22 protein-coding genes and 1 tRNA gene are annotated in these 22,144 nt (G+C 69.7%); 9 read left to right on the plus strand and 14 right to left on the minus strand.

Features of this window, described 5'->3' with window-relative positions; all coding sequences use genetic code 11:
• Positions 1–73: 73 nt before the first annotated feature.
• Positions 74–625 carry a DUF308 domain-containing protein gene (locus AMS65_RS09580; RefSeq protein ID WP_053383926.1) on the plus strand — a complete coding sequence of 184 codons (552 nt, stop codon included), beginning with the start codon at positions 74–76 and terminating at the stop codon, positions 623–625.
• A gap of 25 nt (positions 626–650) precedes the next feature.
• Here AMS65_RS09580 and AMS65_RS09585 read toward each other — a convergent pair whose 3' ends face one another.
• Positions 651–2,054: an MFS transporter gene (locus AMS65_RS09585; RefSeq protein ID WP_053383927.1), complete on the minus strand. Its 1,404-nt coding sequence runs from the start codon at positions 2,052–2,054 to the stop codon at positions 651–653.
• A 106-nt stretch (positions 2,055–2,160) separates the two neighbouring features.
• Here AMS65_RS09585 and soxR point away from each other — a divergent pair, with 106 nt between their 5' ends.
• Positions 2,161–2,601 carry a redox-sensitive transcriptional activator SoxR gene (gene soxR / locus AMS65_RS09590; RefSeq protein ID WP_053383928.1) on the plus strand — a complete coding sequence of 147 codons (441 nt, stop codon included), beginning with the start codon at positions 2,161–2,163 and terminating at the stop codon, positions 2,599–2,601.
• 12 nt (positions 2,602–2,613) lie between these two features.
• On the opposite strand, the gene AMS65_RS09595 is transcribed toward soxR, so the two are convergent.
• From AMS65_RS09595 to AMS65_RS09605, 3 genes are all read right to left on the minus strand, one after another.
• Positions 2,614–3,159: a YaeQ family protein gene (locus tag AMS65_RS09595; RefSeq protein ID WP_053383929.1), complete on the minus strand. Its 546-nt coding sequence runs from the start codon at positions 3,157–3,159 to the stop codon at positions 2,614–2,616.
• Positions 3,160–3,183: 24 nt separating this feature from the next.
• Positions 3,184–3,260 (minus strand) — tRNA-Ile (locus AMS65_RS09600).
• A 36-nt stretch (positions 3,261–3,296) separates the two neighbouring features.
• Positions 3,297–4,052 carry a FadR/GntR family transcriptional regulator gene (locus tag AMS65_RS09605; protein WP_053383930.1) on the minus strand — a complete coding sequence of 252 codons (756 nt, stop codon included), beginning with the start codon at positions 4,050–4,052 and terminating at the stop codon, positions 3,297–3,299.
• A 218-nt stretch (positions 4,053–4,270) separates the two neighbouring features.
• On the opposite strand from AMS65_RS09605, the gene AMS65_RS09610 reads away from it, so the two are divergent.
• The 5 genes from AMS65_RS09610 to efeO all read left to right on the plus strand — a co-directional run bounded on the left by AMS65_RS09610 (position 4,271) and on the right by efeO (position 9,225).
• Positions 4,271–5,383: a ferrochelatase gene (locus tag AMS65_RS09610; protein ID WP_053383931.1), complete on the plus strand. Its 1,113-nt coding sequence runs from the start codon at positions 4,271–4,273 to the stop codon at positions 5,381–5,383.
• A gap of 26 nt (positions 5,384–5,409) precedes the next feature.
• Positions 5,410–6,138 (plus strand): hydrogen peroxide-dependent heme synthase, encoded by a 729-nt coding sequence (gene hemQ / locus AMS65_RS09615; RefSeq protein ID WP_053383932.1) that lies wholly within the window; start codon positions 5,410–5,412, stop codon positions 6,136–6,138.
• 168 nt (positions 6,139–6,306) lie between these two features.
• Positions 6,307–6,795, plus strand: coding sequence for a Dps family protein (locus AMS65_RS09620; RefSeq protein WP_053383933.1), 489 nt, complete (start codon positions 6,307–6,309; stop codon positions 6,793–6,795).
• A gap of 133 nt (positions 6,796–6,928) precedes the next feature.
• On the plus strand, positions 6,929–7,942 hold the full coding sequence (gene efeU, locus AMS65_RS09625; protein WP_075200936.1) for an iron uptake transporter permease EfeU: 1,014 nt from the start codon (positions 6,929–6,931) through the stop codon (positions 7,940–7,942).
• Positions 7,939–9,225, plus strand: a complete 1,287-nt coding sequence (efeO, locus tag AMS65_RS09630) for an iron uptake system protein EfeO (RefSeq protein WP_053383934.1) — start codon at positions 7,939–7,941, stop codon at positions 9,223–9,225. The genes efeU and efeO overlap by 4 nt, the downstream gene beginning before the upstream one ends.
• 162 nt (positions 9,226–9,387) lie before the next feature.
• On the opposite strand, the gene efeB is transcribed toward efeO, so the two are convergent.
• The 9 genes from efeB to AMS65_RS09675 form a co-directional block, all read right to left on the minus strand.
• Positions 9,388–10,764, minus strand: a complete 1,377-nt coding sequence (gene efeB, locus AMS65_RS09635; protein ID WP_241489404.1) for an iron uptake transporter deferrochelatase/peroxidase subunit — start codon at positions 10,762–10,764, stop codon at positions 9,388–9,390.
• 50 nt (positions 10,765–10,814) lie between these two features.
• Positions 10,815–11,570 (minus strand): glutamine amidotransferase, encoded by a 756-nt coding sequence (locus AMS65_RS09640; protein ID WP_053383935.1) that lies wholly within the window; start codon positions 11,568–11,570, stop codon positions 10,815–10,817.
• Positions 11,571–11,632: 62 nt separating this feature from the next.
• Complete coding sequence (locus AMS65_RS09645; RefSeq protein ID WP_053383936.1) at positions 11,633–12,871, minus strand: beta-ketoacyl-[acyl-carrier-protein] synthase family protein; 1,239 nt, start codon at positions 12,869–12,871, stop codon at positions 11,633–11,635.
• A gap of 98 nt (positions 12,872–12,969) precedes the next feature.
• Positions 12,970–13,218, minus strand: coding sequence for an acyl carrier protein (locus tag AMS65_RS09650; RefSeq protein WP_017794148.1), 249 nt, complete (start codon positions 13,216–13,218; stop codon positions 12,970–12,972).
• A gap of 86 nt (positions 13,219–13,304) precedes the next feature.
• Complete coding sequence (locus AMS65_RS09655; protein ID WP_053383937.1) at positions 13,305–14,309, minus strand: beta-ketoacyl-ACP synthase III; 1,005 nt, start codon at positions 14,307–14,309, stop codon at positions 13,305–13,307.
• Positions 14,310–14,343: 34 nt separating this feature from the next.
• Positions 14,344–15,261 carry an ACP S-malonyltransferase gene (locus tag AMS65_RS09660; RefSeq protein WP_053383938.1) on the minus strand — a complete coding sequence of 306 codons (918 nt, stop codon included), beginning with the start codon at positions 15,259–15,261 and terminating at the stop codon, positions 14,344–14,346.
• Positions 15,262–15,397: 136 nt separating this feature from the next.
• Positions 15,398–16,585, minus strand: coding sequence for a PucR family transcriptional regulator (locus tag AMS65_RS09665; protein WP_053383939.1), 1,188 nt, complete (start codon positions 16,583–16,585; stop codon positions 15,398–15,400).
• Positions 16,586–16,619: 34 nt separating this feature from the next.
• Positions 16,620–19,346, minus strand: a complete 2,727-nt coding sequence (aceE, locus tag AMS65_RS09670; protein WP_053383940.1) for a pyruvate dehydrogenase (acetyl-transferring), homodimeric type — start codon at positions 19,344–19,346, stop codon at positions 16,620–16,622.
• A gap of 186 nt (positions 19,347–19,532) precedes the next feature.
• Entirely contained in the window at positions 19,533–20,078 is a 546-nt protein-coding gene (locus AMS65_RS09675) for a TetR/AcrR family transcriptional regulator (RefSeq protein ID WP_053383941.1), read from the minus strand.
• Positions 20,079–20,138: 60 nt separating this feature from the next.
• Between AMS65_RS09675 and AMS65_RS09680 the strand changes: the two genes are divergently transcribed.
• Positions 20,139–20,564 (plus strand): hypothetical protein, encoded by a 426-nt coding sequence (locus AMS65_RS09680; RefSeq protein ID WP_053383942.1) that lies wholly within the window; start codon positions 20,139–20,141, stop codon positions 20,562–20,564.
• Here AMS65_RS09680 and AMS65_RS09685 read toward each other — a convergent pair.
• Complete coding sequence (locus AMS65_RS09685; RefSeq protein WP_053383943.1) at positions 20,561–21,271, minus strand: alpha/beta fold hydrolase; 711 nt, start codon at positions 21,269–21,271, stop codon at positions 20,561–20,563. The genes AMS65_RS09680 and AMS65_RS09685 overlap by 4 nt on opposite strands.
• 49 nt (positions 21,272–21,320) lie before the next feature.
• Between AMS65_RS09685 and AMS65_RS09690 the strand changes: the two genes are divergently transcribed.
• On the plus strand, positions 21,321–22,016 hold the full coding sequence (locus AMS65_RS09690) for a helix-turn-helix transcriptional regulator (RefSeq protein WP_053383944.1): 696 nt from the start codon (positions 21,321–21,323) through the stop codon (positions 22,014–22,016).
• Positions 22,017–22,144: the final 128 nt, after the last annotated feature.

The raw sequence follows: 22,144 nt of genomic DNA on the forward strand, positions 1-22,144 counted from the left end.
ATCAGCGGGAGCGCCCGGACCCGCGTGCCGTACCCTGAAGGTGAGGCCCTGAACCGGCCGGAGGAGGTCGCACGTGAGCCAGCAGCCCGTTCCCTATCGCGTCACGACGACGCGCCGCTTTCCGTGGTGGACCCTGCTGATCGCCGGGGTGCTCATCGCACTCGTCGGCGTCGGCTTCCTCATCTGGCCGTTCTTCGCCGGGAGCTGGGTGCTGGCGATCCTCTTCGGATCCGCGCTCATCGCCAACGGCCTCGCGCTGCTCACGCGCGGATCCTCCGCGTCCCTGATCGGCGGCCTGCTGCTGCTCATCGCGGGCGTGCTCGCGATCGTGTTCTCCGAGGTGACGGTGGCGGCGCTCGTGAGCTTCGTCGGGGCCGGGCTCATCGTGCTCGGGGCGATCTGGATCGCGGTGGCCGCCCGTCTGCCGGGGCGGCGGGCGCTCTCGATCCTGCCGGGCGCGCTCATGCTGCTCGGGGGCGTCACCGCGCTCGTGCTGCCCGCGCTGGCGCTCTCGATCGTCGCCGTGGTCGGCGGCCTCTGCCTGATCCTGATCGGGGTGCTCATCGTCTCGGCCGCTACCCGGCTGCGCCGCGTGAACGCGAGCGCCACCACGATCGTGATGTAGTCCGCGACCCCGCCGAGTCCCGGGATCAGCTGGGGCCGATCCCGCGGCCCGCGCCGCGCGCGGCGAACACGCCGAGCGCGGAGACGCCCGCGAACACCAGCAGGAGCAGTTGCGCCGAGCGCACGAGGTCGGGTGCGGCCATGTTGACGAGCACCCCGGCCAGTGCCGCGGAGAACGCACTGGCGATGATGAACACGGTGTTCACGGCGGCCGCGGCCTTCGCGCCCTCCTCCTCTCCCGTCGTGCTCCCGAACGCGGCGACGGTCAGGTGGGGGAAGCCCAGGCCGATGCCCGCGCCCGCGGCGAACAGGGATGCGAACCACAGCACCATGACGAGCGCTGAGGGCCCTTCGTGCTGGAGCAGGCCGAAGGCGGCGAGTCCTGCTCCGAGCACCAGCGGACCCGCGGTGATCAGCCCTCGCCGAGCCGTGTAGCGCGATGCGCCCGCGGTCAAGACCTGCGTTACCGACCACCCGAGCGACAGCGCGGCGCCGAGCAGACCAGCCGTGAAGGGGTTCATGCCGCCGATCTCCTGCCCGAAGAGCGGGATGAAGGCCTCGGTGCCGATGCCGAAGGCCAGCACGGCGACTGCGAGGTACACCCACCGGAGCGAGGATCCCGGGGCGAAGGTGACCTTCGGGAGGATGCCGTTGCGGCCCCGGCTCTCGTGGCGGAGGAACCAGGCGCCCAGGGCGATTCCGACGACGATCGCGACCGCGGTGGATCCGCCCGTCGGCATGACGCCGGCGACGCCGACGGCTGCCACGCCGCTCGCGAGCAGGACGAGGGACGCCCAGGGGATCGAGTCGCGCGATCGGGACCGCGTCGTGCGGGGCATCCACCGCAGCACGACGAGGCCGATGAGCGCCGAGACGATCGCCAGACCGACGAACGTCACGCGCCAGGCGTTCAACTGGGCGAACACGCCGCCGACGACCGGACCCACGATGTTGCCGACACCCCACATCGCCGACACCAGCGCTGCGCCGCGCGCCCAGAGCCGTTCAGGCAGCGCACGCTGGATGAGCGCGTAGCCGAGGCCGGCGAGCAGGCCGCCGCCGAGGCCCTGCACGGCGCGGCCGACGAGGAGCGCCCACATCCACGGGCTCATGGCGCACAGCAGCGATCCCAGGGCGAAGAGGCCCAGCGCCAACAGGTAGGCGCGCACCGCGCCCTGGCGCGTGAGGATCCTGCTCACGAGCATCGCACTGACGACGGAGGCGAGCAGGAACACCATCATCGTCCAGGCGTAGAACTCCGACCCGCCGATCTCGCCCACGATCGTCGGCAGCAGGCTCGTGGTGAGGTACACGTTGCTCGCCTCGAGCAGCACACCGCCCGCGAGCACCGCCGCGATCGGCGCGTACCGGGAGCCGAGCAGCTCCCGCCACGTCCCCGTCGGTGCGGTGCTGTGCTCAGTCGTCGTCATCCTGCGTCCTTCCCCGGGTTCGGATGCACGTCGCATCCGGGCGCCTGATGGCGGCCGTGTCTCACGCTAATACCTCGAGTAAACTTGAGGTCAAGTGGAGGTGGGGATGGCTTTGGAACCCGATGATCTCCTCGCGATCGGCGAGGTCTCGCGCCGCACCGGCGTGCCGGCGTCGGCGCTGCACTTCTACGAGCAGCTGGGGCTCATCGCGTCCACCCGAACGGCGGGGAATCAGCGTCGTTATCGACGCCACATGCTCCGGCGGATCTCCCTGATCGTCGTCGCCAAGCGCCTCGGCATCCCCCTCGGCGACGTGCAGGAGGTGTTCACGAGTCTGCCGCTCGACCACCCGCCATCGCAGCGCGACTGGAGGCGCGTCGCCAAGCTGTGGCGGGCCCGGCTCGAGGAGCGTCGCACGCAACTCGAGCACCTGCAGCGCGAACTCACGGGGTGCATCGGCTGCGGTTGCCTGTCGCTCAAGGCGTGCCGGCTGCTGAACCCCGAGGACGAACTCGGCACCGACGGGCCGGGCCCTCGCCGCATCTGAGCGGGGCGCGTCCTAGGCCGATGCGAGGCGGTGCTCGTGCACCGCCGTGCTCAGCGCGGTGCCGTTGAGCACGAGGTAGAGCTGGCCCTCGGTCACGGAGACGGTCAGCGTGCTGCGTCGTCCGAGCGCCGCGACGGCGTCGTCGACGAAGCCGTGGTCGAAGCTGCGGAGGACGACCTCGTCGGAGCGGTGGATGGTCTTCCCCGCCCAGGAGGCGAGCACCTTCGCGGGATCCCGATGCGTGTAGACGATCGCACGCCCGGCGCGCTTGCTCCCGGCGTGCACCCGGGCGGCGTCGGGCGCACCGACCTCGATCCAGGCCGTCATCGCTCCCGTGAGGTCGTGCACGGCGACGGCCGGTTCGTCCTGGGTCGACACGCCGCCGCCGAAGGCGATGCCCTCCTCGTACTCGAGGCAGTAGGCGAGGATGCGCGTCATCATGAACGCCTCGGTCTCCGAGGGATGACGGGCCACGCGCATCGTGAAGTCCTCGTACACCCCGCGATCGACATCGGCCAACCCCACCTCGAAGGTGTGCATCGTGGAACCGATCGCCATGGCGCTCATTTCTGCGGGGAGGACTGGTAGGGCGTGCGGGGCTTGAACCCGCGACCGACGGATTATGAGTCCGCTGCTCTAACCGACTGAGCTAACGCCCCCTGGGCAACCGTTCCAGCTTACCGGTTGTCGATCCCTCAGACGGCGTCCGGGTCGTAGCCCGCGTCGATGAGGGAGGTCGCGCGTTCGGTGCGCGGGTTGAACTCGAGCATGTCGGTGCGCAGGCCGAGGTCGCGGTCGACGTGGAGCGCCATCGAGTGGGCGGCGTTGCGCACGTCGCGAGCCTCGATCGCCTCGAGCACCGCGCCGTGATCGCGGCGCATGGTCTCGAGCGTCGTGCCGAGAATCACGCGGCCCTCGGAGCTCGCGCGCTGCAGCACCGACATCACCCCGAGATAGAGGTCCTGCAGGAGCTTGCTGCCGCTCGCCTCCACCAGGAGCAGGTGGAACGAGCCCGGCACGGTGCTGTTGTCGCAGGTGTCGACGGGATCCTGCGGGGCGTCCTGCGCGCGACGGTACGCCTCGCGCAGCTGCTCGAGCTGGTCCTCGCTGCGGTTGATGGCCGCGTGCTGGGCGGCCTCGATCTCGAGCGAGCGCCGATAGACCAGCACCTCCTCCAGATCGTGGTCCGCGAGGAACTCGGTGAGGATCGTGCTCACCGGAGTGCGCGAGCGCACGAAGGTGCCGACCCCCGGCACGGTCTCGAGCATGCCGAAGGCGGCGAGGGAGCGCACCGCCTCGCGCACGGTCGACTTGCCCACGCCGATGAGCTCCATCAGCTCCGGCTCCTTCGGGATGAGCTCGCCGACTCCCCATTCACTGCTGGCGATCCTGCCGCGCAGGAAATCGAGGGTGTCGCGAGCCTTCTGGGAGCCGCGCGTCGGACTTGTCATGGGGGCTACCTCTGGTGATATGCGTGAAACCTGCATCAACTATAGCCAGCGCACGGCTGCGAGACGGGATCGGCGTGGCCGCGGTGGGGGTCTTTGCCGCGATCACGACTCGTTCTCCGCCGGAATCCATGCCGTCTGCGGGCGGTCGAGTCAGGTCACACGGCAGATCAGATGTTATACATCAGATCTACAGGGAGGCTGATGATACGGTGCAAGTCATGACCGAAAAAGCGCCATCGAGCGAGACCGCACCGTACGACGCCCTTCTGCTCTGCTCCTTCGGGGGGCCGAACGGCACCGACGACGTGATCCCCTTCCTGCGCAACGTGACCCGGGGCAAGAACATCCCCGAGGAGCGTCTGGCAGAGGTCGGCGAGCACTACCATCACTTCGACGGGCGCAGCCCGATCAACGAGCAGAACCTCGCGCTGGTCGACGCACTGCGCGGCGAGCTCGAGGCCCGCGGCATCGACCTGCCCGTGATCTGGGGCAACCGCAACTGGCATCCCTACACCGTCGACACGCTGCGCGACGCGAGCGCCTTCGGAGCGCGCCGGATCCTGACGCTCGTCACGAGCGCCTACGCCTCGTACTCGGGCAGTCGCCAGTACCGCGAGCACCTCGCGGCCGCGGTGGCCGAGCTGGGCGACACGGCGCCCCGCATCGACATCCTGCGCCCCTTCTTCAACGACCCCGGCTTCGTCACCGCCAACATCGAGGCCATCGAGGAGGCGGCGGCGCGTCTCGACGGCGGCCTCGCCGGTGCGCATGTCCTCTACGTGACGCACTCGATCCCCGACACGATGCAGGATGCCTCGGCGGTCACCGGCCCGGGCTACCGCGAGCAGCACGAGGACGTGCGCGCCACGATCGACACCGCGCTCGCCGAGCGCCTCGGTGTGCAGGTGGAGTCGTCGCTCGCCTACTGCTCGCGCTCCGGCGACCCGCGCGTCCCGTGGCTCGAGCCGGATGTCAACGATCGCATCGAGGAGCTCGCCGGACAGGGCGTGCGGAAGATCGTGATCGCCCCCATCGGCTTCATCTCCGATCACATGGAGGTGGCCTTCGATCTCGACGTCGAGGCGCTCGAGACGGCGGGCGAGCACGGGGTGCAGGCGGTACGGGCGGGCACGGTGAGCGTGCGGCCCTCCTTCGTGGGCGGGCTCGTGGACATGGTCGTCGAGCGCGCACGACGCGAGCGCGGTGATGCGGCGCAGGCCAGGGTCGTGGGATCGCTCGGGGCCTTCCCGGACGAGGCTCCCGCGGGAAGCTGCCGCATGCGGCACGGCGAGGCGACGGGGATCCCCGTCATCGCGGGTTCGGACGACTGACAGAAGTGGAAGCAAGGGGAGCGGGAATGGGCGAGCAGGCCGCAGCGGCACGGGTGGATCACCGTCACGTCGCCGAGGAGATCAACGCCGGGGTCAACTACACGATGTACGCGGTGTACCGCGTGGAGCGCGGATCGGTCGGGGTCGGCATCTCGCCGGCCTGGCGCGGGATCGTCCGCGGCCTGCTCGGCGAGCTCGACGGCATCGCCGGGCTCGTCACCCGCGGCTGGTACGACGTGTCGGGCTATCGCGCGGACGCCGACATCCTGGTGTGGTGGCACGCGCCGACCCCCGAGGCGCTGCAGCGCGCGTATCGCACGGTGCTCGACTGGGGGAGCGGGCGCCTGGCGCCCGTGTGGTCGAACATCGGCGTGCACCGCGCGGCGGAGTTCAATCGCGGACACGTGCCGGCATTCCTCGCCGGAGACGAACCGCGCGGCTACGTGTGCGTGTACCCCTTCGTGCGCGGACGCGAGTGGTATCTGCTGCCCGAGGACGAACGGCGGGAGATGCTCCGTGAGCACGGTGCGGCGGCGCGGGATTACGGCGATGTGCTCGCGAACACGGTCGCGGCCTTCGCGCTGGGCGATTACGAGTGGTTGCTCGCGTTCGAGGCCGACGAACTGCTGCGCATCGTCGATCTGATGCGCGAGCTGCGGGCCACGGGCGCGCGGCGCCACGTGATCGAGGAGACGCCGTTCTTCACCGGCCCCCGCTGTGATCCCGAGGAGGTGCTCGGCCGAGTGGTCGCCTGAGTCGCTCACGACGGGATTCCCAGCCCGATCACATTCGATTTCGCGTGTTTTTAGGCTTTCATCTGGGGAAACAATAGCGGTAAGTGCAGGCTATCCTTGCTTGCGGTCCTCGAAAATCGGCGTACGGTTATAGATATCAGTTCACGTACACGAAAGGGGATCCACTCGATGGCTACCAAGCAGATTACCGTTCCCGCTGCGCAGGGCGACCTGCATCGTCCCACGGGCGTGGCGCAGTATCTCAGCCCGGTCGTGCACGACCTCGTCGCGCTGGCCGTCAACGGCAAGCAGGCCCACTGGCACGTTCGCGGCGAGAACTTCGTGGGGGTGCACGAGTTCCTCGACGAGGTCGTGGCTCACGCCCAGGACGGGGCCGACGAGGTCGCCGAGCGGATCGTGGCCCTCGGCCTGCCGGTCGACGCCCGTATCGGTACGGTCGCGGCGCGCACCACCACCCCGGAGCTCAGCGACGGCTTCCAGCAGTCGGACGTGACCGTCCGCGAGGTCGTGGCCCAGCTCGATGCCACCCTGGAGACCGTCTACGCGGCGGTGAAGGGGCTCGACGACGTCGACCTGGTCAGCCAGGACATCGTGATCTCGCTCGCGCAGCAGCTCGACAAGGATCGCTGGTTCCTCTTCTCCCACTACGCGGGGTAGACCAAGCGGATCCGGGAACGGGGCGCCATCCTTCGGGGTGGCGCCCCGTTTTTTCGTGTTGCATTCATCTGATGTTCTCTACTATGTTTATGAGGTAAGGGTCGCCTTACATTGATCACATGAAAGTGCACCCGTGTTCATCGCCTCGTTCCTGATCGGCCTCCGCGAGGGGCTGGAAGCCTCCCTCGTCATCGGCATTCTTCTCGCCTACGTGACCCGGCTCGGGCGCGGGGATGTGAGGCGCAAGATCTGGCTCGGCGTCGGGATAGCGGTGCTGCTCTCGCTGGCGCTCGGTGCCGTCTTCACCTTCGGACGATACGGCCTCACCTTCGAAGCCCAGGAGATCATCGGCGGATCCATGTCGCTGGTCGCCGTGGTGATGATCACCTGGATGGTGTTCTGGATGATGCGGACCGCCGGCAACCTCAAGGCGGAGCTGCAGGGTGGCGTCGATCAGGCGCTCGCGATCGGCACCGGATGGGCGATCTTCTGGTTCGCCTTCGTCACGGTGGGGCGCGAGGGGCTCGAGACCACGCTGCTGCTGTGGGGCTGGGCGAACAGTCCGATCGCCTTCGGAGGGGCGCTGAGCGGTATCGCGATCGCCGTGGCCGTCGGCGTCCTGCTCAACCGGGGAGCGCTGCGCATCAACCTGAGGGTGTTCTTCGCGTGGACGGGGGCATTCCTCGTCATCGTCTCGGCCGGCGTGCTCGCCTACGGCATTCACGACCTCCAGGAGGCCGCCGTGCTGCCCGGTCCCTTCTCCGGTCACCCGATCACTCCCACCAACTTCCGCACGGGCGAGGTGCTCACCGGCTTCGAAGGCCCCTTCTGGCTGGCGGCGTACCCCTTCGGGTGGGCCTTCAACGTCGAGGGTGCGATCGCCCCCAGCGGTGCTCTCGCGGCCTTCCTCAAGGGCATCCTCGGGTTCGTGCCGCTGATGAGCTGGCTCGAGGTCACCGCCTGGGCGCTCTACGTGGGCATCGTGCTCCCGCTCTTCATCCGCCGGGTGATCGAGCAAGCCCGGGCGGCCAAGTCGCGTCAGGCGGCGCCGGCTGCCGCACCGTTGCCGATCGAGGCCCGCCCGGCCCCGGCTCCGCGGATCCCCTCCACTCGCACCTCTGCAATTCACACAAAGGAGACACATTGAAGAAGAAACTGTTCGTAGCGACCGGCCTCGCGACCGCCGGTGCGCTGCTGCTCGCGGGTTGCGTTCAGAACTCCGACGGCGCGGGCACGGACGCGGCCGGCGCTCAGGGCGGCGGCAACGCGCTGACCGTCAGCTCGACCGCGGACGACTGCCTGGTATCCGCCGCGACCGTCGAAAGCGGCAACGTCACCTTCAGCATCACCAACGACGGCGACCAGACCACCGAGTTCTACCTGCTCGGCAGCGACGGGCTGCGCATCGCCGCCGAGAAGGAGAACATCGCCCCGGGCGCGTCCGCGGACCTCACCGTCGCACTGCAGCCCGGGGACTACTTCACGGCCTGCAAGCCGGGCATGCGCGGCGCGAACGTCGGCGAGACCGGGTTCACCGTCACCGGCGAGGAGATCGAGCTCGAGGGCGAGGACCAGGAGCTCTTCGAAGCGGTCGTCGTCGACTACGTGAACTTCGTGAAGAACGAGGTCGCGGAGCTGGTTCCCAACGTCGAGGCCTTCGCGAACGCCTACATCGCGGGCGACGACGAGCAGGCGAAGGATCTCTACGCTGACATCCGCGTCAACTACGAGCGGATCGAGCCCGTCGCCGAGGCGCTCGGCGTGCTCGACCCCCGCATCGACTACCGCGAGGTGGACTACATCGCCGAGGCCGAGGAACTGGAGGGAGATGATCCCACCTTCACCGAGTGGCTCGGATTCCACCGCATCGAGAAGGATCTCTGGCAGCCCGCCAAGGACGCGCTGAACGCCGACGGCGTGAACGCCTGGGAGGACTGGGAGCCGTCGACTCCCGAGCAGCGCGAGGTGATCGGCGAGACGCTGATCGCCGACGTGAACGAGCTCTACGAGGAGGTGCACGCCGCCGACTTCATCTCGGAGCAGGGCATCAACGTCGGCACCGTCTCGAACGGCGCCATCGGCCTGCTCGAGGAGATCGCCGTCGGCAAGGTGACCGGTGAGGAGAACTGGTGGTCGCACTACGACCTCTGGGACTTCCAGGCCAACCTGCAGGGCTCGCGCATCGCCTTCGATCTCGTCGCCCCGATCGCCGAGCGCAAGAGCGCCGAGGGCGCCGAGCTCACGGTCGAGATCGACGAGGAGTTCGACGCGCTGCAGGCGCTGCTCGACCAGTACGGCGACCTCGAGAGCGGCTACACCCTCTACGACGAGGTGACCGACGAGCAGCAGAAGGAGCTCGTCGCCCAGATCGACGCCCTGCGCGAGCCGCTGTCGAAGCTCACCGGCACGGTGCTCGGCATCGACGGCTGATCCGAGGGATTCGGGATCCCGGGCCGCCCATCGAGCTTGTCGAGATGGGCTGTCCGGGATTCGCGTTCCCCTCGTCATTCTGCGCGAGCTTGCGAGTCGCAGAATCCCGGATGAGATCCTGCGACTCGCTGGCGCTCGCGCAGGATGACGAAGGAGGCGTGGCTATCCCTCGAAGAGCTGCTGCCCGACGTACTGGCCGTCGTCGATGCCCGGGGGCACGAGATAGACGCCGGTGCCGGTCGTCTTCAGGTACTCGACGAACATGTCGTCGCGCGACATGCTGCGGTGCACGCGCGAGAAGCGCTCGGGGGAGTTGACGAAGGCGATGAAGAACAAGCCGGCGTCGAGGCGTCCCTGCGCGTCGTTGCCGTCGACGAAGTTGTAGCTGCGCCGCAGCATCCTGATCCCGTCGTTGTGATCGGGGTGCACGCGCGCCACGTGCGAGCGCTCATCGATGAGCGGCTCCCCGTCGTCGCCGGTCGCCGTGAAGTCGGGCTCGGTGAACTCGGTGCCGCCGGAGAGGGGCGCGCCCTCGTGCTTGTCGCGGCCCGTGACGCGCTCCTGCTCGCCGAGCTGCAGGCTGTCCCACACCTCGATGGTCATGCTGATGCGGCGCGCGACCAGGTAGCTGCCGCCGGCGGCCCATCGCTGCCCCGCACCCGCGCCGATCCACACGTGCTCGTCGAGCAGCGCGGGTTCTTCCGCGTGGAGGTTCGCCGTGCCGTCCTTCTGCCCGAAGAGATTGCGGGGCGTCTCCTGGGAGACCGAGGTGGAGGAGCTGCGGCCGAAACCGAGCTGGGACCAGCGCAGCTGCGCCCGTCCGAAGGCGATGCGGGTGAGGTTGCGGATGGCGTGCACGGCGACCTGCGGGTCGTTCGCGCAGGCCTGGATGCAGAGATCGCCGAAGGATCGCGCCGGATCCATGAAGTCGTTGGTCATCTTCGGCAGCTCGGCGAAGTCGCTCGGGCGCTTCGCGGCGAGGCCGAAACGGTCCTCGCCGTCCGCGGTCTCGAAGAGGCCGGAACCGAAGCCGAATGTGATGGTGAGCCCGGCGGGCGCGATGCCGACGGCCTCGCCGGTGTCGTCGGGCGGCATGTACTCGCCGCCGCCGAACGCGCCGGCCACGCTGATCTCGAGGCCCTGGGTGAGACGGCTGGCCGCGTAGCTCCAGTCCTGCAGCAGTTCGATGAGCTCTGCGCGGGTGGTGCGGGCCGTGACGTCGAAGGCGGCGAAGTGCATCTGATCCTGCGCGGGCGTGATGATGCCCGCCTGGTGCGGGCCGTAGAACGGGTAGCTGAGTCCGTGACCGCCGCCGTTCGATGCTCTGCCCGGTGCCGACAGCGCCAGTGCGGCACCGGCGCCGAGGGCGGCGCCCGCAGCACCGCCGCCGAGGAGGGCGAGTGCGCCGCGACGGGAGAGGCCGCGCGTGCGGGCGGCTGGCTGAGCGACTGCCGGGGCCGACTGCTCGGGGCCCGGATTCGCGGTGTTCGGGTTCTCGGGACGGTCGGGCGAGACGGAGTCGCGACGCATCGAGGGCATTGGCCCATTCTACCGCAGTTCATCAGATGAATGCGGCTGGTGGTGCGATGTCAGGCTGCCGTGACGGTCGTGCGGGAGTCGAGGTACTCCTCGACGAAGCGGCCGAGCACCATGTGGGAGGCGCGCACGTCGGCGCTCTCGACGCGCTCGATGATGGCGTCGACCTCCGCGGGGTCGAAGTAGCCGTGATCGGCGTACGCCCGCACGCGGGAGCTGAACGAGGCGGTGTCGAGCTCGGGGTGGAACTGCGTGGCGTAGACGTTGCGGCCCACCCGGAAGGCCTGCACCGGGCAGCTCGGGGAGCTCGCGAGCACGATGATGCTCGGCGGCACCTCGGCGATCGCCTCCTTGTGCCCGACGAAGGCCTCGAACTCGGCGGGCAGCTGGTAGAGCAGCGGATCCTCGAGACCCGCGGGCGTGAGGCTGATGCGCACGGCCTGGGAGGTCTCGCCGTAGGTGCGATCCACCCGCGCTCCCTGGTGGGCGCCGATGGTGCCGATGCCGTAGCAGACGCCCAGGAAGGGGAAGTCGTGCCGCACCACGTCGTCGAGCAGCTGGGCGAGCTCGCGCTCCACCCGCAGCTCGGTGGGGGACTTGTGCTCGACGGGCTCGCTCACCGTGAAGGGGCTGCCCGCGAGGACGATGCCGGAGTAGCGATCGAACTCGATCGCGCCGAGCGGCCCGCGGTCGATGCGGCGCCACTCGAGCTCCTCGGGGAGGAGACCCGTCAAACGACAGTACGCGGCGTGCTCATCGGCAGCCTCGCTGTCCTCCCCCCGGGTCGTGATGAGCAGGAACGGCTTCATGGGATCTACCGTACCTCCATGAAGCCGTTCCCGTGTCCGGGTATCGAACTGTTACGTGCCGCTCACTCGTACGAGCGGATGGCGACGACGGCGTTGTGGCCCCCGAACCCGAAGGAGTTCGAGATGGCGAGCTGCGGGCCGTCGCCGAGCGGCTGCGGCTGCGACGAGACGGTGAGCGGGATCTCCGGGTCCTGGTTGACGAGGTTGATCGTCGGGGGAGCGATCCGGTTCTGCACCGCCAGGACGGCGAACATGGCCTCGATCGCACCGGTGCCGCCGAGCAGGTGGCCCGTGGCCGCCTTCGTCGCTGATACCGGGATCTGCTTCACGCGGTCGCCGAAGACGCGGTGCAGCGCGGTGTACTCCGCGATGTCGCCGACGGGAGTGGAGGTGGCGTGCGCGTTGATGTGCGTGACATCGTCGGGGGAGGCGCCGGCCTGGGCCAGGGCGACCTCCACGGCGCGGGCCGCTCCCTTGCCCTCGGGGTCGTTCGCGGTGATGTGGTACGAGTCTGCGGTCACGCCGCCGCCGGCGACCTCGGCGTAGATCCTCGCACTGCGTGCGAGGGCGTGCTCCTCGGTCTCGAGCACGAGCGCGGCAGCGCCCTCGCCCATGACGAAGCCGTCGCGATCGATGTTGTAGGGGCGCGAGGCCGTCTCGGGCGAGTCGACGCGCTTCGAGAGCGCCTGAGCCGAGTTGAACGAGGCCAGGGTGATCGGGTGGATCGCCGCCTCGGCGCCGCCCGCGATCACCACGTCGGCGAGTCCCAGCTGCAGGTGCTCGTACGCGTTGGCGATCGATTCGGTGCTGGACGCGCAGGCGGAGGCGACCGTGCGCGCGAAGGCCCGGGCCTCGAGGTGCATCGAGACGGCCGCGGCGGGCGCGTTCGGCATGAGCATGGGAACCGTGAGCGGCATGACGCGCCGCGGTCCCTTCTCCTTGAGCGTGTCCCAGGCGTCGAGCAGCGTCCACAGTCCGCCGATGCCGGTCGCCCAGTCGACGCCGAGCCGCTCGCTCGGCACCTCCGGTCGGCCCGCGTCGGCCCACGCCTCGGTCGCGGCGACGAGCGCGAAGCGGCTCGAGGGGTCGAGGCGCTTCGCGACCGGTCGTTCCAGGACCTCGGCCGGGTCGACCTTGGCCGTGCCCGCGAAGTTCACGGCGAGCCCGTACTGTTCGGCCCAGTCGTTGTCGAGCGTGCGAACGCCCGACTCTCCTGCGAGCAGGGCCTGCCAGCTCTCCGGGGCGGTCCCGCCGATGGGCGAGGACGCGCCGATACCGGTTACGACAATCTTCTTCGTCATGTGTACGTGCTCCGCGGTGGGTCTGGAACGGAAGTGTGAGGGGTGCCGTTCGGGCTTGCCGAGCGCCGTGCGGCCTCGGCAAGCCCGAGCTGCGGCTCTTAGGCCTGGGCCTTGACGATGAAGTCGACGGCGTCGCCGACGGTCTTGAGGTTCTTGACTTCCTCGTCGGGGATCTTGACGTCGAACTTCTCCTCGGCGTTGACGACGATGGTCATCATCGAGATCGAGTCGATGTCGAGGTCATCGGTGAACGACTTGTCGAGCGCGACGACGTCGGCCGCGATCCCGGTCTCATCGTTGATGAGCTCCGCCAGACCGGCGAGGACCTCTTCGTTGCTGAATGCCATTGTGTGTTTCTCCTTGGATATGGGGTGTGGTGTAGAAGTTTACGTGCGGATCGCGCCGGGCAGAGCCCGACGCGCGAGCGCTCGGCTCAGGGGATCTCCACGACCTGCGCGCCGTACACGAGACCGGCGCCGAAGCCGATGGTGAGGGCGAGGCCGCCGGAGAGCTCGGGATGCTCCTCGCGCAGCGCGTGCATGGCGAGCGGAACCGACGCGGCAGAGGTGTTGCCCTGCATCTCGATGTCGCGGGCGACGATGACGCTCTCGGGCAGCTTGAGCTGCTTGGCGAACTCGTCGACGATGCGCATGTTGGCCTGGTGCGGGATGAACGCGGCGAGGTCTGCCGGCTCGAGGCCCGAGACCTCGAGGGTGCGGCGCGCGACCTTCGCCATCTCCCAGACGGCCCAGCGGAACACGGTCTGGCCGTCCTGGCGCAGCGTGGGCCAGGGCACCTCGCCCGGGTTGTTCCGGTACTCCTCGAAGGTCGAGGTCATGCGGATCGCGTCCCACTTCTCGCCGTCGGAGCCCCACACGGTCGGCCCGATGCCGGGGTGGTCGCTCGCGCCGACGACCACGGCGCCGGCGCCGTCGCCGAGCAGGAACGAGATGCTGCGGTCCGTGGGGTCGACGATGTCGGAGAGCTTCTCCGCCCCGATGACGAGCACGTTCTTGCAGGTGCCCGCGCGCACGAGGGCGTCGGCCTGCGCCACGCCGTAGACGTAGCCGGCGCACGCCGCCGAGATGTCGAATGCGGCCGCGGGCGTGAGCCCGAGGCGGTGCGCCGCGAGCGACGCCATCGAGGGCGTCACCGCGACGTTCGAGATGGTCGAGATGATGACCCCGTCGATATCGGCGCGGTCGAGTCCCGACTCCACGATCGCCTCCTCGCCGGCCGCGACCGCGAGGTCGACGGCTCCGATCGAGGCGCTCGCGCGGCGCCGCTGCACGATGCCGGTGCGCTGACGGATCCACTCGTCGGAGGAGTCGATCGGTCCGATCAGATCGTCGTTGGGCACGTCGAGGTCTCCGCGGGCGGCCCCGAGGGAGAGGATCCGCGTGTGCGCGGGACCCGCGGGCTGCACGAGTGATGCCATGGGCGTGAGTCCTTTCGTCAGACTGGGTGCCGGTCTAGGCGGCGTCGGCGAGGAGCGCGACCGCCGCGTCGAGATCGGCGGGTGACTTGATCGCGACGCTCGGCACGCCCTTGAGCGCCCGCTTCGCGATGCCGGTGAGCGCGCCGGCCGGGGCGAGCTCCACGAGTCCCGTGATGCCGGCCTGCTGGAAGCTCTCCATGCAGGCGTCCCAGCGCACGGGGTTCGCCACCTGCGAGACGAGCAGCTCGACGAACCGGGATCCGTCCGACACGCGCGATCCGTCCGCGTTGCTCCAGATGGGGTGCTGGGGATCGGCGACGGCGACACCCTCCGCGGCCTCGCGGAGGGCCGGGATGGCAGTGGCCATGTAGTCCGTGTGGAATGCGCCGGCCACCTGCAGCGGGATCACGCGGGCGCCGCGCGGTGCATCCTCAGCCAGCGCCGCCAGGGCCTCCAGCGCGCCCGCGGCCACGATCTGACCGCCGCCGTTCCGGTTGGCCGGGGTGAGGCCGTGGGCCTCGATCTTCGTGAGCACGTCGGCCTCGACTCCGCCGACCACCGCGGCCATGCCGGTCTGCGCCTGGGCCGCGGCGGAGGCCATCGCCCGCCCGCGCACGCCCACGAGCTGCAGCGCGTCGCCCTCGGAGAGGATGCCGGCCGCGGCGGCCGCCGCGAACTCGCCGACCGAGTGCCCCGCCACCCCGGCGTCGCCGAGTGCGGTGCGGGCGGACAGCTCGCGCCAGGCCAGCAGGCTGGCGGCGACGATGAGCGGCTGCGCCACCGCGGTGTCGCGAATGGTGTCGGCGTCGCTCACGGTGCCGTGCTGCACCAGATCCACGCCGGCGCGCTCCGAGGCCTCGCCGAGGAAGTCTCCGGCGCCCGGGAGCTCGAGCCACTCGTTCAGGAATCCGGGGGTCTGTGAGCCCTGTCCAGGGCATGCGATGACAATCACGTGTTCAAGTTTCTCAGATCGGGGCGGGGGATCCTGCATATTCTCCATCATGTTCCGCGGAAAATGTTGTCGGGAACCGCAATAGATGCCGTCGGGAACCGCAATGGATGCCGTCGGGATCCTCACCGCCGGTGGTTCAGCGTTTGCCTCGGCGCCCCTGGTGCTGGGCGATCGATCCCGCGATGAGCGCGGACTGCAGGATCAGCGCCTCGCGCGCGCCGGTCGCGTTCCAGCCGATCACCTCGGAGACCTTCTTCAGCCGGTAGCGCACCGTGTTGGGGTGCACGAACAGCTCGCGCGCGGTCGCCTCGAGCGAGCGCCCGTTGTCGAGATAGCACCACAGCGTCTCGAGCAGCTCGCCCGAGTGGGCCGCGAGCGGCTCGTAGATCTGCTCGATGAGCGTGCGCCGCGCGAGGCCGTCGCCCGCGAGCGCCCGCTCGGGCAGCAGATCGTCGGCGGACACCGGGCGCGGCGCGTGGCGCCACGACCGGGCCACCGCGACGCCCGCGAGCGCCGCCCGGGCGCTGCGCGAGGCGTCGACGAGGTTCTCGACCGCGGGGCCGAGCACGAGCGGGCCGTCGGAGAAGCCGTCCGCGAGCCGCTGCGCGATCTCGAGGAAGGAGAGCGGTTCGGCGGAGGACGACGGATCCTTCGGCTGCACCTCGACGCGGCCGAGGACCAGCACGAGCCGGGTGCCCTGCAGCCCGATCAGCACGTCCGCACCGGCGTGTCGCGCGGTGCGGCGCAGCTGATCCACGTCGACGGACCGTTCCGCGGTGCCCACGAGCACCGCGGCTTCGCCCTCCCCGTGCCAGCCGAGGGCCGCGATCCGGCTCGGCAGCTCGTCGTCGCTCTCACCGGTGAGGATCGAGTCGACGACGAGGGCCTCGAGGCGGGCGTCCCACAGACCGCGCGCCTCGGCGGCGCGGGCGTACACATCGGCGGCGGCGAACGCGACGTCGCGCGAGTAGTGCAGCACGGCTTCGCGCAGCGCCTCGCTGCGAGGGGTCACGCGCTCCTCCACCACGGAGACCACCACGCGGATCAGCTGCAGGGTCTCCTGCAGGCTGATCGAACGCAGCAGCTCGCGCGGCGCGGCGCTGAAGACGTCCGACGCGATCCAGGGCGTGGAGGAGGGGTCCTCGTACCACTGGATGAACGACGCGATCCCGGTCTGGGCGACGAGTCCGACCGCCGAGCGCCGGCTCGGCGGCATGTTGCCGTACCAGGGCAGGGTGTCGTCGAGCCGCGTGATGATGCGGGTGGAGAGCTCGCCGGTGATCGTCCTCAGCCAGGCGAGCTCCTGCTCTTTCGTGCGATCCATGGGAATCGGTCCGCCTACGCTTCCGCCTCCGTCGTCAAGACTCTCCGCCTGCGCCGCCGGTGGTTCCGGCGTTCACATCGTTCAGGCGGTACTTCTCGGCCGCCTGAAGCGGGATCCCGGCGTCGATCTTGCCCTGCGCCGCGAGGCGCTGCAGCACCTTCACCACGACCGACTCGCGGTCGATGCCGAAGTAGCGGCGCGCGGCTGCACGCGTGTCGGAGAATCCGAAGCCGTCGGCTCCGAGCACCGAGTAGTCGCCCGGCACATAGGCGCGGATCTGATCCGGCACCATCGTCGCCCAGTCGCTCACCGCGACGAACGGGCCCTCGGCGTCCTCGAGCTTCTGCGTGAGGTAGGGCACGCGGGGCTCCTCGCCGGCATGGCGGAAGTTGTGCTGATCCGTGGCGATGCCGTCGCGCTGCAGCTCGTTCCAGCTCGTGACGCTCCAGACGTCGGCGGCGACGTTCCAGTCGCGCGCCAGCAGCTGCTGCGCCTCGATCGCCCACGGCACGGCCACGCCGGAGGCGAGGATCTGGGCGCGGTGCGCGCCCTCGCCGGCCTCGCTCACGCGGTGGATACCGCGCACGATGCCCTCGACGTCCGTGTTCTCCGGCTCGGCCGGGTGCACGATCGGCTCGTTGTACACCGTGAGGTAGTACATGACGTTGGGATCGGAGTGCTCGCCGCCGTACATGCGCTCGATGCCGGCGCGCACGATGTGGCCGATCTCGTAGCCGTACGCGGGATCGTAGGAGATGACGGCGGGGTTGGTCGAGGCGAGCGCGAGCGAGTGGCCGTCGGCGTGCTGCAGCCCCTCGCCGGTGAGCGTCGTGCGCCCGGCGGTGGCGCCGATGATGAAGCCGCGGGTCATCTGATCGCCCGCCGCCCAGAAGGCGTCGCCGGTGCGCTGGAAGCCGAACATCGAGTAGAAGATGTAGATCGGGATCAGCGGCTCGCCCTGCGTGGCGTACGAGGTGCCGACCGCGGTGAACGCGGCTGCCGCGCCGGCCTCGTTGATGCCGACGTGCAGCAGCACGCCCTGCGGGCTCTCCTTGTAGGCGAGCAGCAGCTCGCGGTCGACCGAGACGTAGTTCTGGCCGTGCGGGTTGTAGATCTTCGACGTGGGGAAGTAGGAGTCCATGCCGAAGGTGCGGGCCTCGTCGGGGATGATCGGCACGAATCGCGAGCCGAAGCCCTTGTCGCGCATCAGATCCTTCAGCATGCGCACGAACACCATCGTGGTCGCGGCCTCCTGCGTGCCGCTGCCCTTCGCCGCGATCGCGTAGCTCTTGGGCTCGGGCAGCACGATCTCCGTGTGCTTCGAGCGGCGCTCGGGCAGGTAGCCGCCGAGCTCGCGCCGGCGCTCGTGCATGTACTGGATGGTGGTGTCGCTCTCGCCCGGGTGGTAGTAGGGCGGGCGGTAGGGATCCGCCTCGAGCTGCGCGTCCGAGATGGGGATGTGCATGGTGTCGCGGAAGAGCTTCAGGTCCTCCAGCGTCATCTTCTTCATCTGGTGGGTCGCGTTGCGGCCCTCGAAGTGGGGGCCCAGGCCGTAGCCCTTGACGGTCTTCGCGAGGATCACCGTGGGGCGGCCCTTGTGGGCCAGGGCGGCGGCGTAGGCCGCGTACACCTTGCGGTAGTCGTGGCCGCCGCGGCGCAGCTGCCAGATCTGATCGTCCGTGTAGCCGTCGACGAGGCGCAGCGCGCGCTCGTCCTTGCCGAAGAAGTGGTTGCGGATGTACGCGCCGTTCTCGGCCTTGTAGGTCTGGTAGTCGCCGTCGGGGGTCGTGTTCATCACGTTCAGCAGCGCGCCGTCGGTGTCGCGGTTCAGCAGCTCGTCCCACTCGCGGCCCCAGATGACCTTGATCACGTTCCAGCCCGCGCCGCGGAAGAAGCTCTCGAGCTCCTGGATGATCTTGCCGTTGCCGCGCACCGGGCCGTCGAGTCGCTGCAGGTTGCAGTTGATCACGAAGGTGAGGTTGTCGAGGCCCTCGTTCGCGGCGACCTGCAGCTGGCCGCGGCTCTCGACCTCGTCCATCTCGCCGTCGCCGAGGAACGCCCAGACGTGCTGATCCGAGGCGTCCTTGATGCCGCGGTTGGTGAGGTACTTGTTGAACTGCGCCTGGTAGATGGCGTTGATGGGGCCGATGCCCATCGACACGGTCGGGAACTGCCAGAAGTCGGGCAGCAGGCGCGGGTGCGGGTAGCTCGGCAGGCCGTTCGGCGCGTGCGACTTCTCCTGGCGGAAGCCGTCGAGCTGATCCTCGGTGAGTCGCCCCTCGAGGAAGGCGCGCGCGTACACGCCGGGGGAGGCGTGCCCCTGGACGAAGATCTGGTCGCCGCCGCCCGGGTGGTCCTGGCCGCGGAAGAAGTGGTTGAAGCCGACCTCGTACAGCGAGGCCGCCGAGCCGTAGGTGGAGATGTGGCCGCCCACGCCGATGCCGGGGCGCTGCGCGCGGTGCACGGTCATGGCCGCGTTCCAGCGGATCCAGGAGCGGTACTGGCGCTCGATGTCGTGGTCGCCGGGGAAGTCGGGCTCGTCGCTCGAGGCGATCGTGTTGACGTAGTCGGTCGTGGGTACCTGCGGCACGTTGAGGTGGAGCTGGCGCGAGCGATCGAGCAGGCTCGTCATGATCTCGCGGCCGCGTCCCGCGCCGCGCTCCTCGACCACGGCGTCGAGGGACTCGCGCCACTCCGAGGTCTCCTGCGGATCCATGTCATCGCTGTCCGGTGCGTACGGATCCTGCGTGTTCACAGCCAAGATTGTGCTCCATTCACCATGAGGTTGTGCTGTCGCGGAGCGGGTTCCTGCGTCCGGGCACAGCACGAGAGACTCCCGCGATGATTCGCGGGGGTAGAGTCCAGACTAGCGAATCTCCACCATGAAACCGGCACATTCCTTGTGGGAGGTGTGATGTTTCGCACAAGCTATCGCTCGTCGGCGGCCTCAGCCCGGCAGGGCCGCCCCGACGGCGGCGGTGATGATCGGGCGGTGATCGAGGTCTGCGCGGTGTCCGAGGACGTGCAGGAAGAGCCCTTCGAAGCAGGTCGAGACGAGATGCACCGCGAGTTCGGGATCGGGGGTGCCGAGTGCGACGAAGGCGGATCGGAGCGGTGCGATGACCAGCGATCGTCCGCGGGCGAGGGCGGCGCGGATCGCCTCGTCGTGACCGGCCTCGACGAACAGCGCGAGGCGGGCTGCGGTCTGCGTGCGCAGCGGTCCGATCTGGAGTTCGAACAGTGCGATGAGGGATTCGGCGAGATGCTCCGCCGACGCGACGTCGACCGGGCCGGCGATCGCGGGGAGCTCTGCGGCGGCCATGCGCTCGGTGACGCCGAGGAGCAGGGCATCGCGCGTGCGGAAGGCGTTCGAGGTCGAGCCCTGAGGGAGTCCCGCCCGCTCGTCCACGCGCCGGTGCGTGAGCGCGCGGATGCCCTCCTCCGCGAGGATCTCGATCGCGGCGCCCAGCGCGCGCTCCCGGTTCGATGTCATGCCCGCATCTTAACTACGTTCGTAGTTGAGTCGCAACTACATTCGTAGTATCCTGGCGATATGTCCGTCGTCGCTCTTGCGATCGCCGACCTCGTGCTCCTGCTCGTCACCGCCGCGCTCGGCCTCGCCTCGCTCCTCGCCTGGGCGCGCCGCCGCGCCGCGGGCTTCCCCGCGGTGAAGATCACCGCGCACGTCTCGCTGCAGCTCGTGAGCATCGGGGTGTGGGTGGCCTTCGTGGGTACCGGCGCCGTGCTGCTCGCGTGGATCGCCTTCGCCGTGATCACGGCGGGGCAGGTGCTCGGCGACCTGCTGATGTTCGCCTCCTACCGCGCTCGGCGCCCCGGCGCGGCGGAGGCGGGATATCGCGCCGTGAGCGGGGACGTGCTGAGCTTCCGGCGCCCCGTTCCGGCGCTCCACGCGCTGTTCGGCGCGGTCGCCTGGTTCGGCATGCTCGCGATCTGCATCGTGGCGACCGTTCTCGCCTAGCCCCGCGGCTCGAGGAAGGAGAGGATCGTCGCCGCGAGCGCGCCGGGGTTCTCGAGCATCGGGAGGTGGCCGGTGGCGAGCTCGCGCCGCCAGGGCGCGTCGAGCCGCGCCGCGAAGCGCCGCTGCAGACGCGGGGGCAGTTCCCTGTCGGCAGCGGTCATCACGTAGCCGCGCCGTCCGGCCCAGGGCTGCGGGCCGGTGCGGTCGCGGTAGAAGCCCTGCGGTTCGGGGGTGAAGTCGGCGAGGAGCCGGGCGACGGTCCGCTCCTCGATGCCGTGGGCGAGCGTCCCGCGGATCGCGGAATCGGGCGGCCGGGTTCCCGCGACTCGCATCACCGCGCCGAGCACCCAGCGATTCGGAAGCGGCATCGCCGTGAGGAACGAACCTCCCGGTTCGGGCACGATCGCGCTGACCGCCAGGAAACCGAGGACCCGATCCGGTGCCCGTCTGGCGATCTCGGCCCCCACGACACCGCCGGCGGAGTGGGCGACGATGGTGACCGGGCCAGCGGGCAGGGCGTCGATGGCCGCGTCGACGTAGTCGCTGAGTCCCGGGCCGCTCCCGCGGTGCCCGGCCGATCCGCGTTCCGGACGAGGTGCGACCAGGGTCTCGGGCGACCCGTCCAGTCGGTGGCGCACCTCGTCCCAGATCCAGGCGGGAAGTCCCGCGCCGCTGAGGAACAGGAGTGAGTGAGGCGGGGTATTCATGGATCCATCATCGCTTCCACGAATGTCACCGGTATGTCACTATTTATGGATGAATCGAAGCGATCGGCTGTACGCGCTGCGCGAGGAGCTGCGGCGCGCGGGTGCGGCGGGCCGCACGGCGGAGCGGCTCGCCGGGATATTCGAAGTCAGCGTGCGCACGATCAAGCGCGATATCTCGACGCTGCAGCACGGCGGCTTCCCCGTCCGGGCACGGCCGGGCCCGGGCGGCGGGTATGCGGTCGACGCGACCGCGACGCTGCCGCCGGTGAACTTCACCGACGCCGAGGCATCGGGTCTTGCCGCTGCGGTTGCCGCCCACCGCGGTCAGCCTTTCGAGGGTCACGCCCGCGCGGCGCTCGCCAAGGTCTTGAGCGTGATGGACGCCCGGGCCCGGGAGCGCTCCCAGAGCCTCGGCGGCCGGGTTTGGATCGACCGAACGGACACCCCGACCGACGCCCGGATCAGGCGAGCGGTGGAGCAGGCGCTCCACGAGCAGCGCGTTCTGTCCCTGCGCTACCGCGACGAGCGCGGGCGGGAGACCTCGCGCCGCGCGGACCCCGTGCTCCTCGCCTGCACCCGCGGGCACTGGTATCTCGTGGCGCACTGCCGCACCCGCGATGCGATCCGCTGGTTCAGGCTCGACCGCATCGTCGCTGCGCGCCCCACCGGGGAGACCGCCGCCGAGATTCCGGTCGCGAGCGTCGGCGCACCTCCGACGACCGCCGTCGCCGTCTCCGACGGCTGAGCAGAGAATCGGCGTCCCTGACAGGAACTGCCACTATCGCCGAACCGGTCCTTGCGCTCCAATAGATGTAGGGAGCGTCCCGCTTCACTCGAGCCAGTCCGGGCCGAGCAGCACCTGGGAAGGAACCG

This window comes from Leucobacter celer subsp. astrifaciens (genome assembly GCF_001273835.1).
GTDB lineage: Bacteria > Actinomycetota > Actinomycetes > Actinomycetales > Microbacteriaceae > Leucobacter > Leucobacter celer.

Excerpts from the sequence above, each read along its gene's own strand:
- hemQ (WP_053383932.1), top strand. The coding sequence starts at position 5,410 with ATGGGCGAGCAGGCCGCAGCGGCACGGGTGGATCACCGTCACGTCGCC.
- AMS65_RS09650 (WP_017794148.1), bottom strand. The coding sequence starts at position 13,218 with ATGGCATTCAGCAACGAAGAGGTCCTCGCCGGTCTGGCGGAGCTCATC.
- AMS65_RS09645 (WP_053383936.1), bottom strand. The coding sequence starts at position 12,871 with ATGACGAAGAAGATTGTCGTAACCGGTATCGGCGCGTCCTCGCCCATC.
- AMS65_RS09675 (WP_053383941.1), bottom strand. The coding sequence starts at position 20,078 with ATGACATCGAACCGGGAGCGCGCGCTGGGCGCCGCGATCGAGATCCTC.
- AMS65_RS09680 (WP_053383942.1), top strand. The coding sequence starts at position 20,139 with ATGTCCGTCGTCGCTCTTGCGATCGCCGACCTCGTGCTCCTGCTCGTC.
- AMS65_RS09665 (WP_053383939.1), bottom strand. The coding sequence starts at position 16,585 with ATGGATCGCACGAAAGAGCAGGAGCTCGCCTGGCTGAGGACGATCACC.
- AMS65_RS09585 (WP_053383927.1), bottom strand. The coding sequence starts at position 2,054 with ATGACGACGACTGAGCACAGCACCGCACCGACGGGGACGTGGCGGGAG.
- AMS65_RS09595 (WP_053383929.1), bottom strand. The coding sequence starts at position 3,159 with ATGGCGATCGGTTCCACGATGCACACCTTCGAGGTGGGGTTGGCCGAT.
- AMS65_RS09640 (WP_053383935.1), bottom strand. The coding sequence starts at position 11,570 with ATGAAGCCGTTCCTGCTCATCACGACCCGGGGGGAGGACAGCGAGGCT.
- AMS65_RS09690 (WP_053383944.1), top strand. The coding sequence starts at position 21,321 with ATGAATCGAAGCGATCGGCTGTACGCGCTGCGCGAGGAGCTGCGGCGC.
- efeB (WP_241489404.1), bottom strand. The coding sequence starts at position 10,764 with ATGCCCTCGATGCGTCGCGACTCCGTCTCGCCCGACCGTCCCGAGAAC.
- AMS65_RS09685 (WP_053383943.1), bottom strand. The coding sequence starts at position 21,271 with ATGAATACCCCGCCTCACTCACTCCTGTTCCTCAGCGGCGCGGGACTT.
- soxR (WP_053383928.1), top strand. The coding sequence starts at position 2,161 with ATGGCTTTGGAACCCGATGATCTCCTCGCGATCGGCGAGGTCTCGCGC.
- AMS65_RS09610 (WP_053383931.1), top strand. The coding sequence starts at position 4,271 with ATGACCGAAAAAGCGCCATCGAGCGAGACCGCACCGTACGACGCCCTT.
- AMS65_RS09655 (WP_053383937.1), bottom strand. The coding sequence starts at position 14,309 with ATGGCATCACTCGTGCAGCCCGCGGGTCCCGCGCACACGCGGATCCTC.
- AMS65_RS09605 (WP_053383930.1), bottom strand. The coding sequence starts at position 4,052 with ATGACAAGTCCGACGCGCGGCTCCCAGAAGGCTCGCGACACCCTCGAT.
- AMS65_RS09620 (WP_053383933.1), top strand. The coding sequence starts at position 6,307 with ATGGCTACCAAGCAGATTACCGTTCCCGCTGCGCAGGGCGACCTGCAT.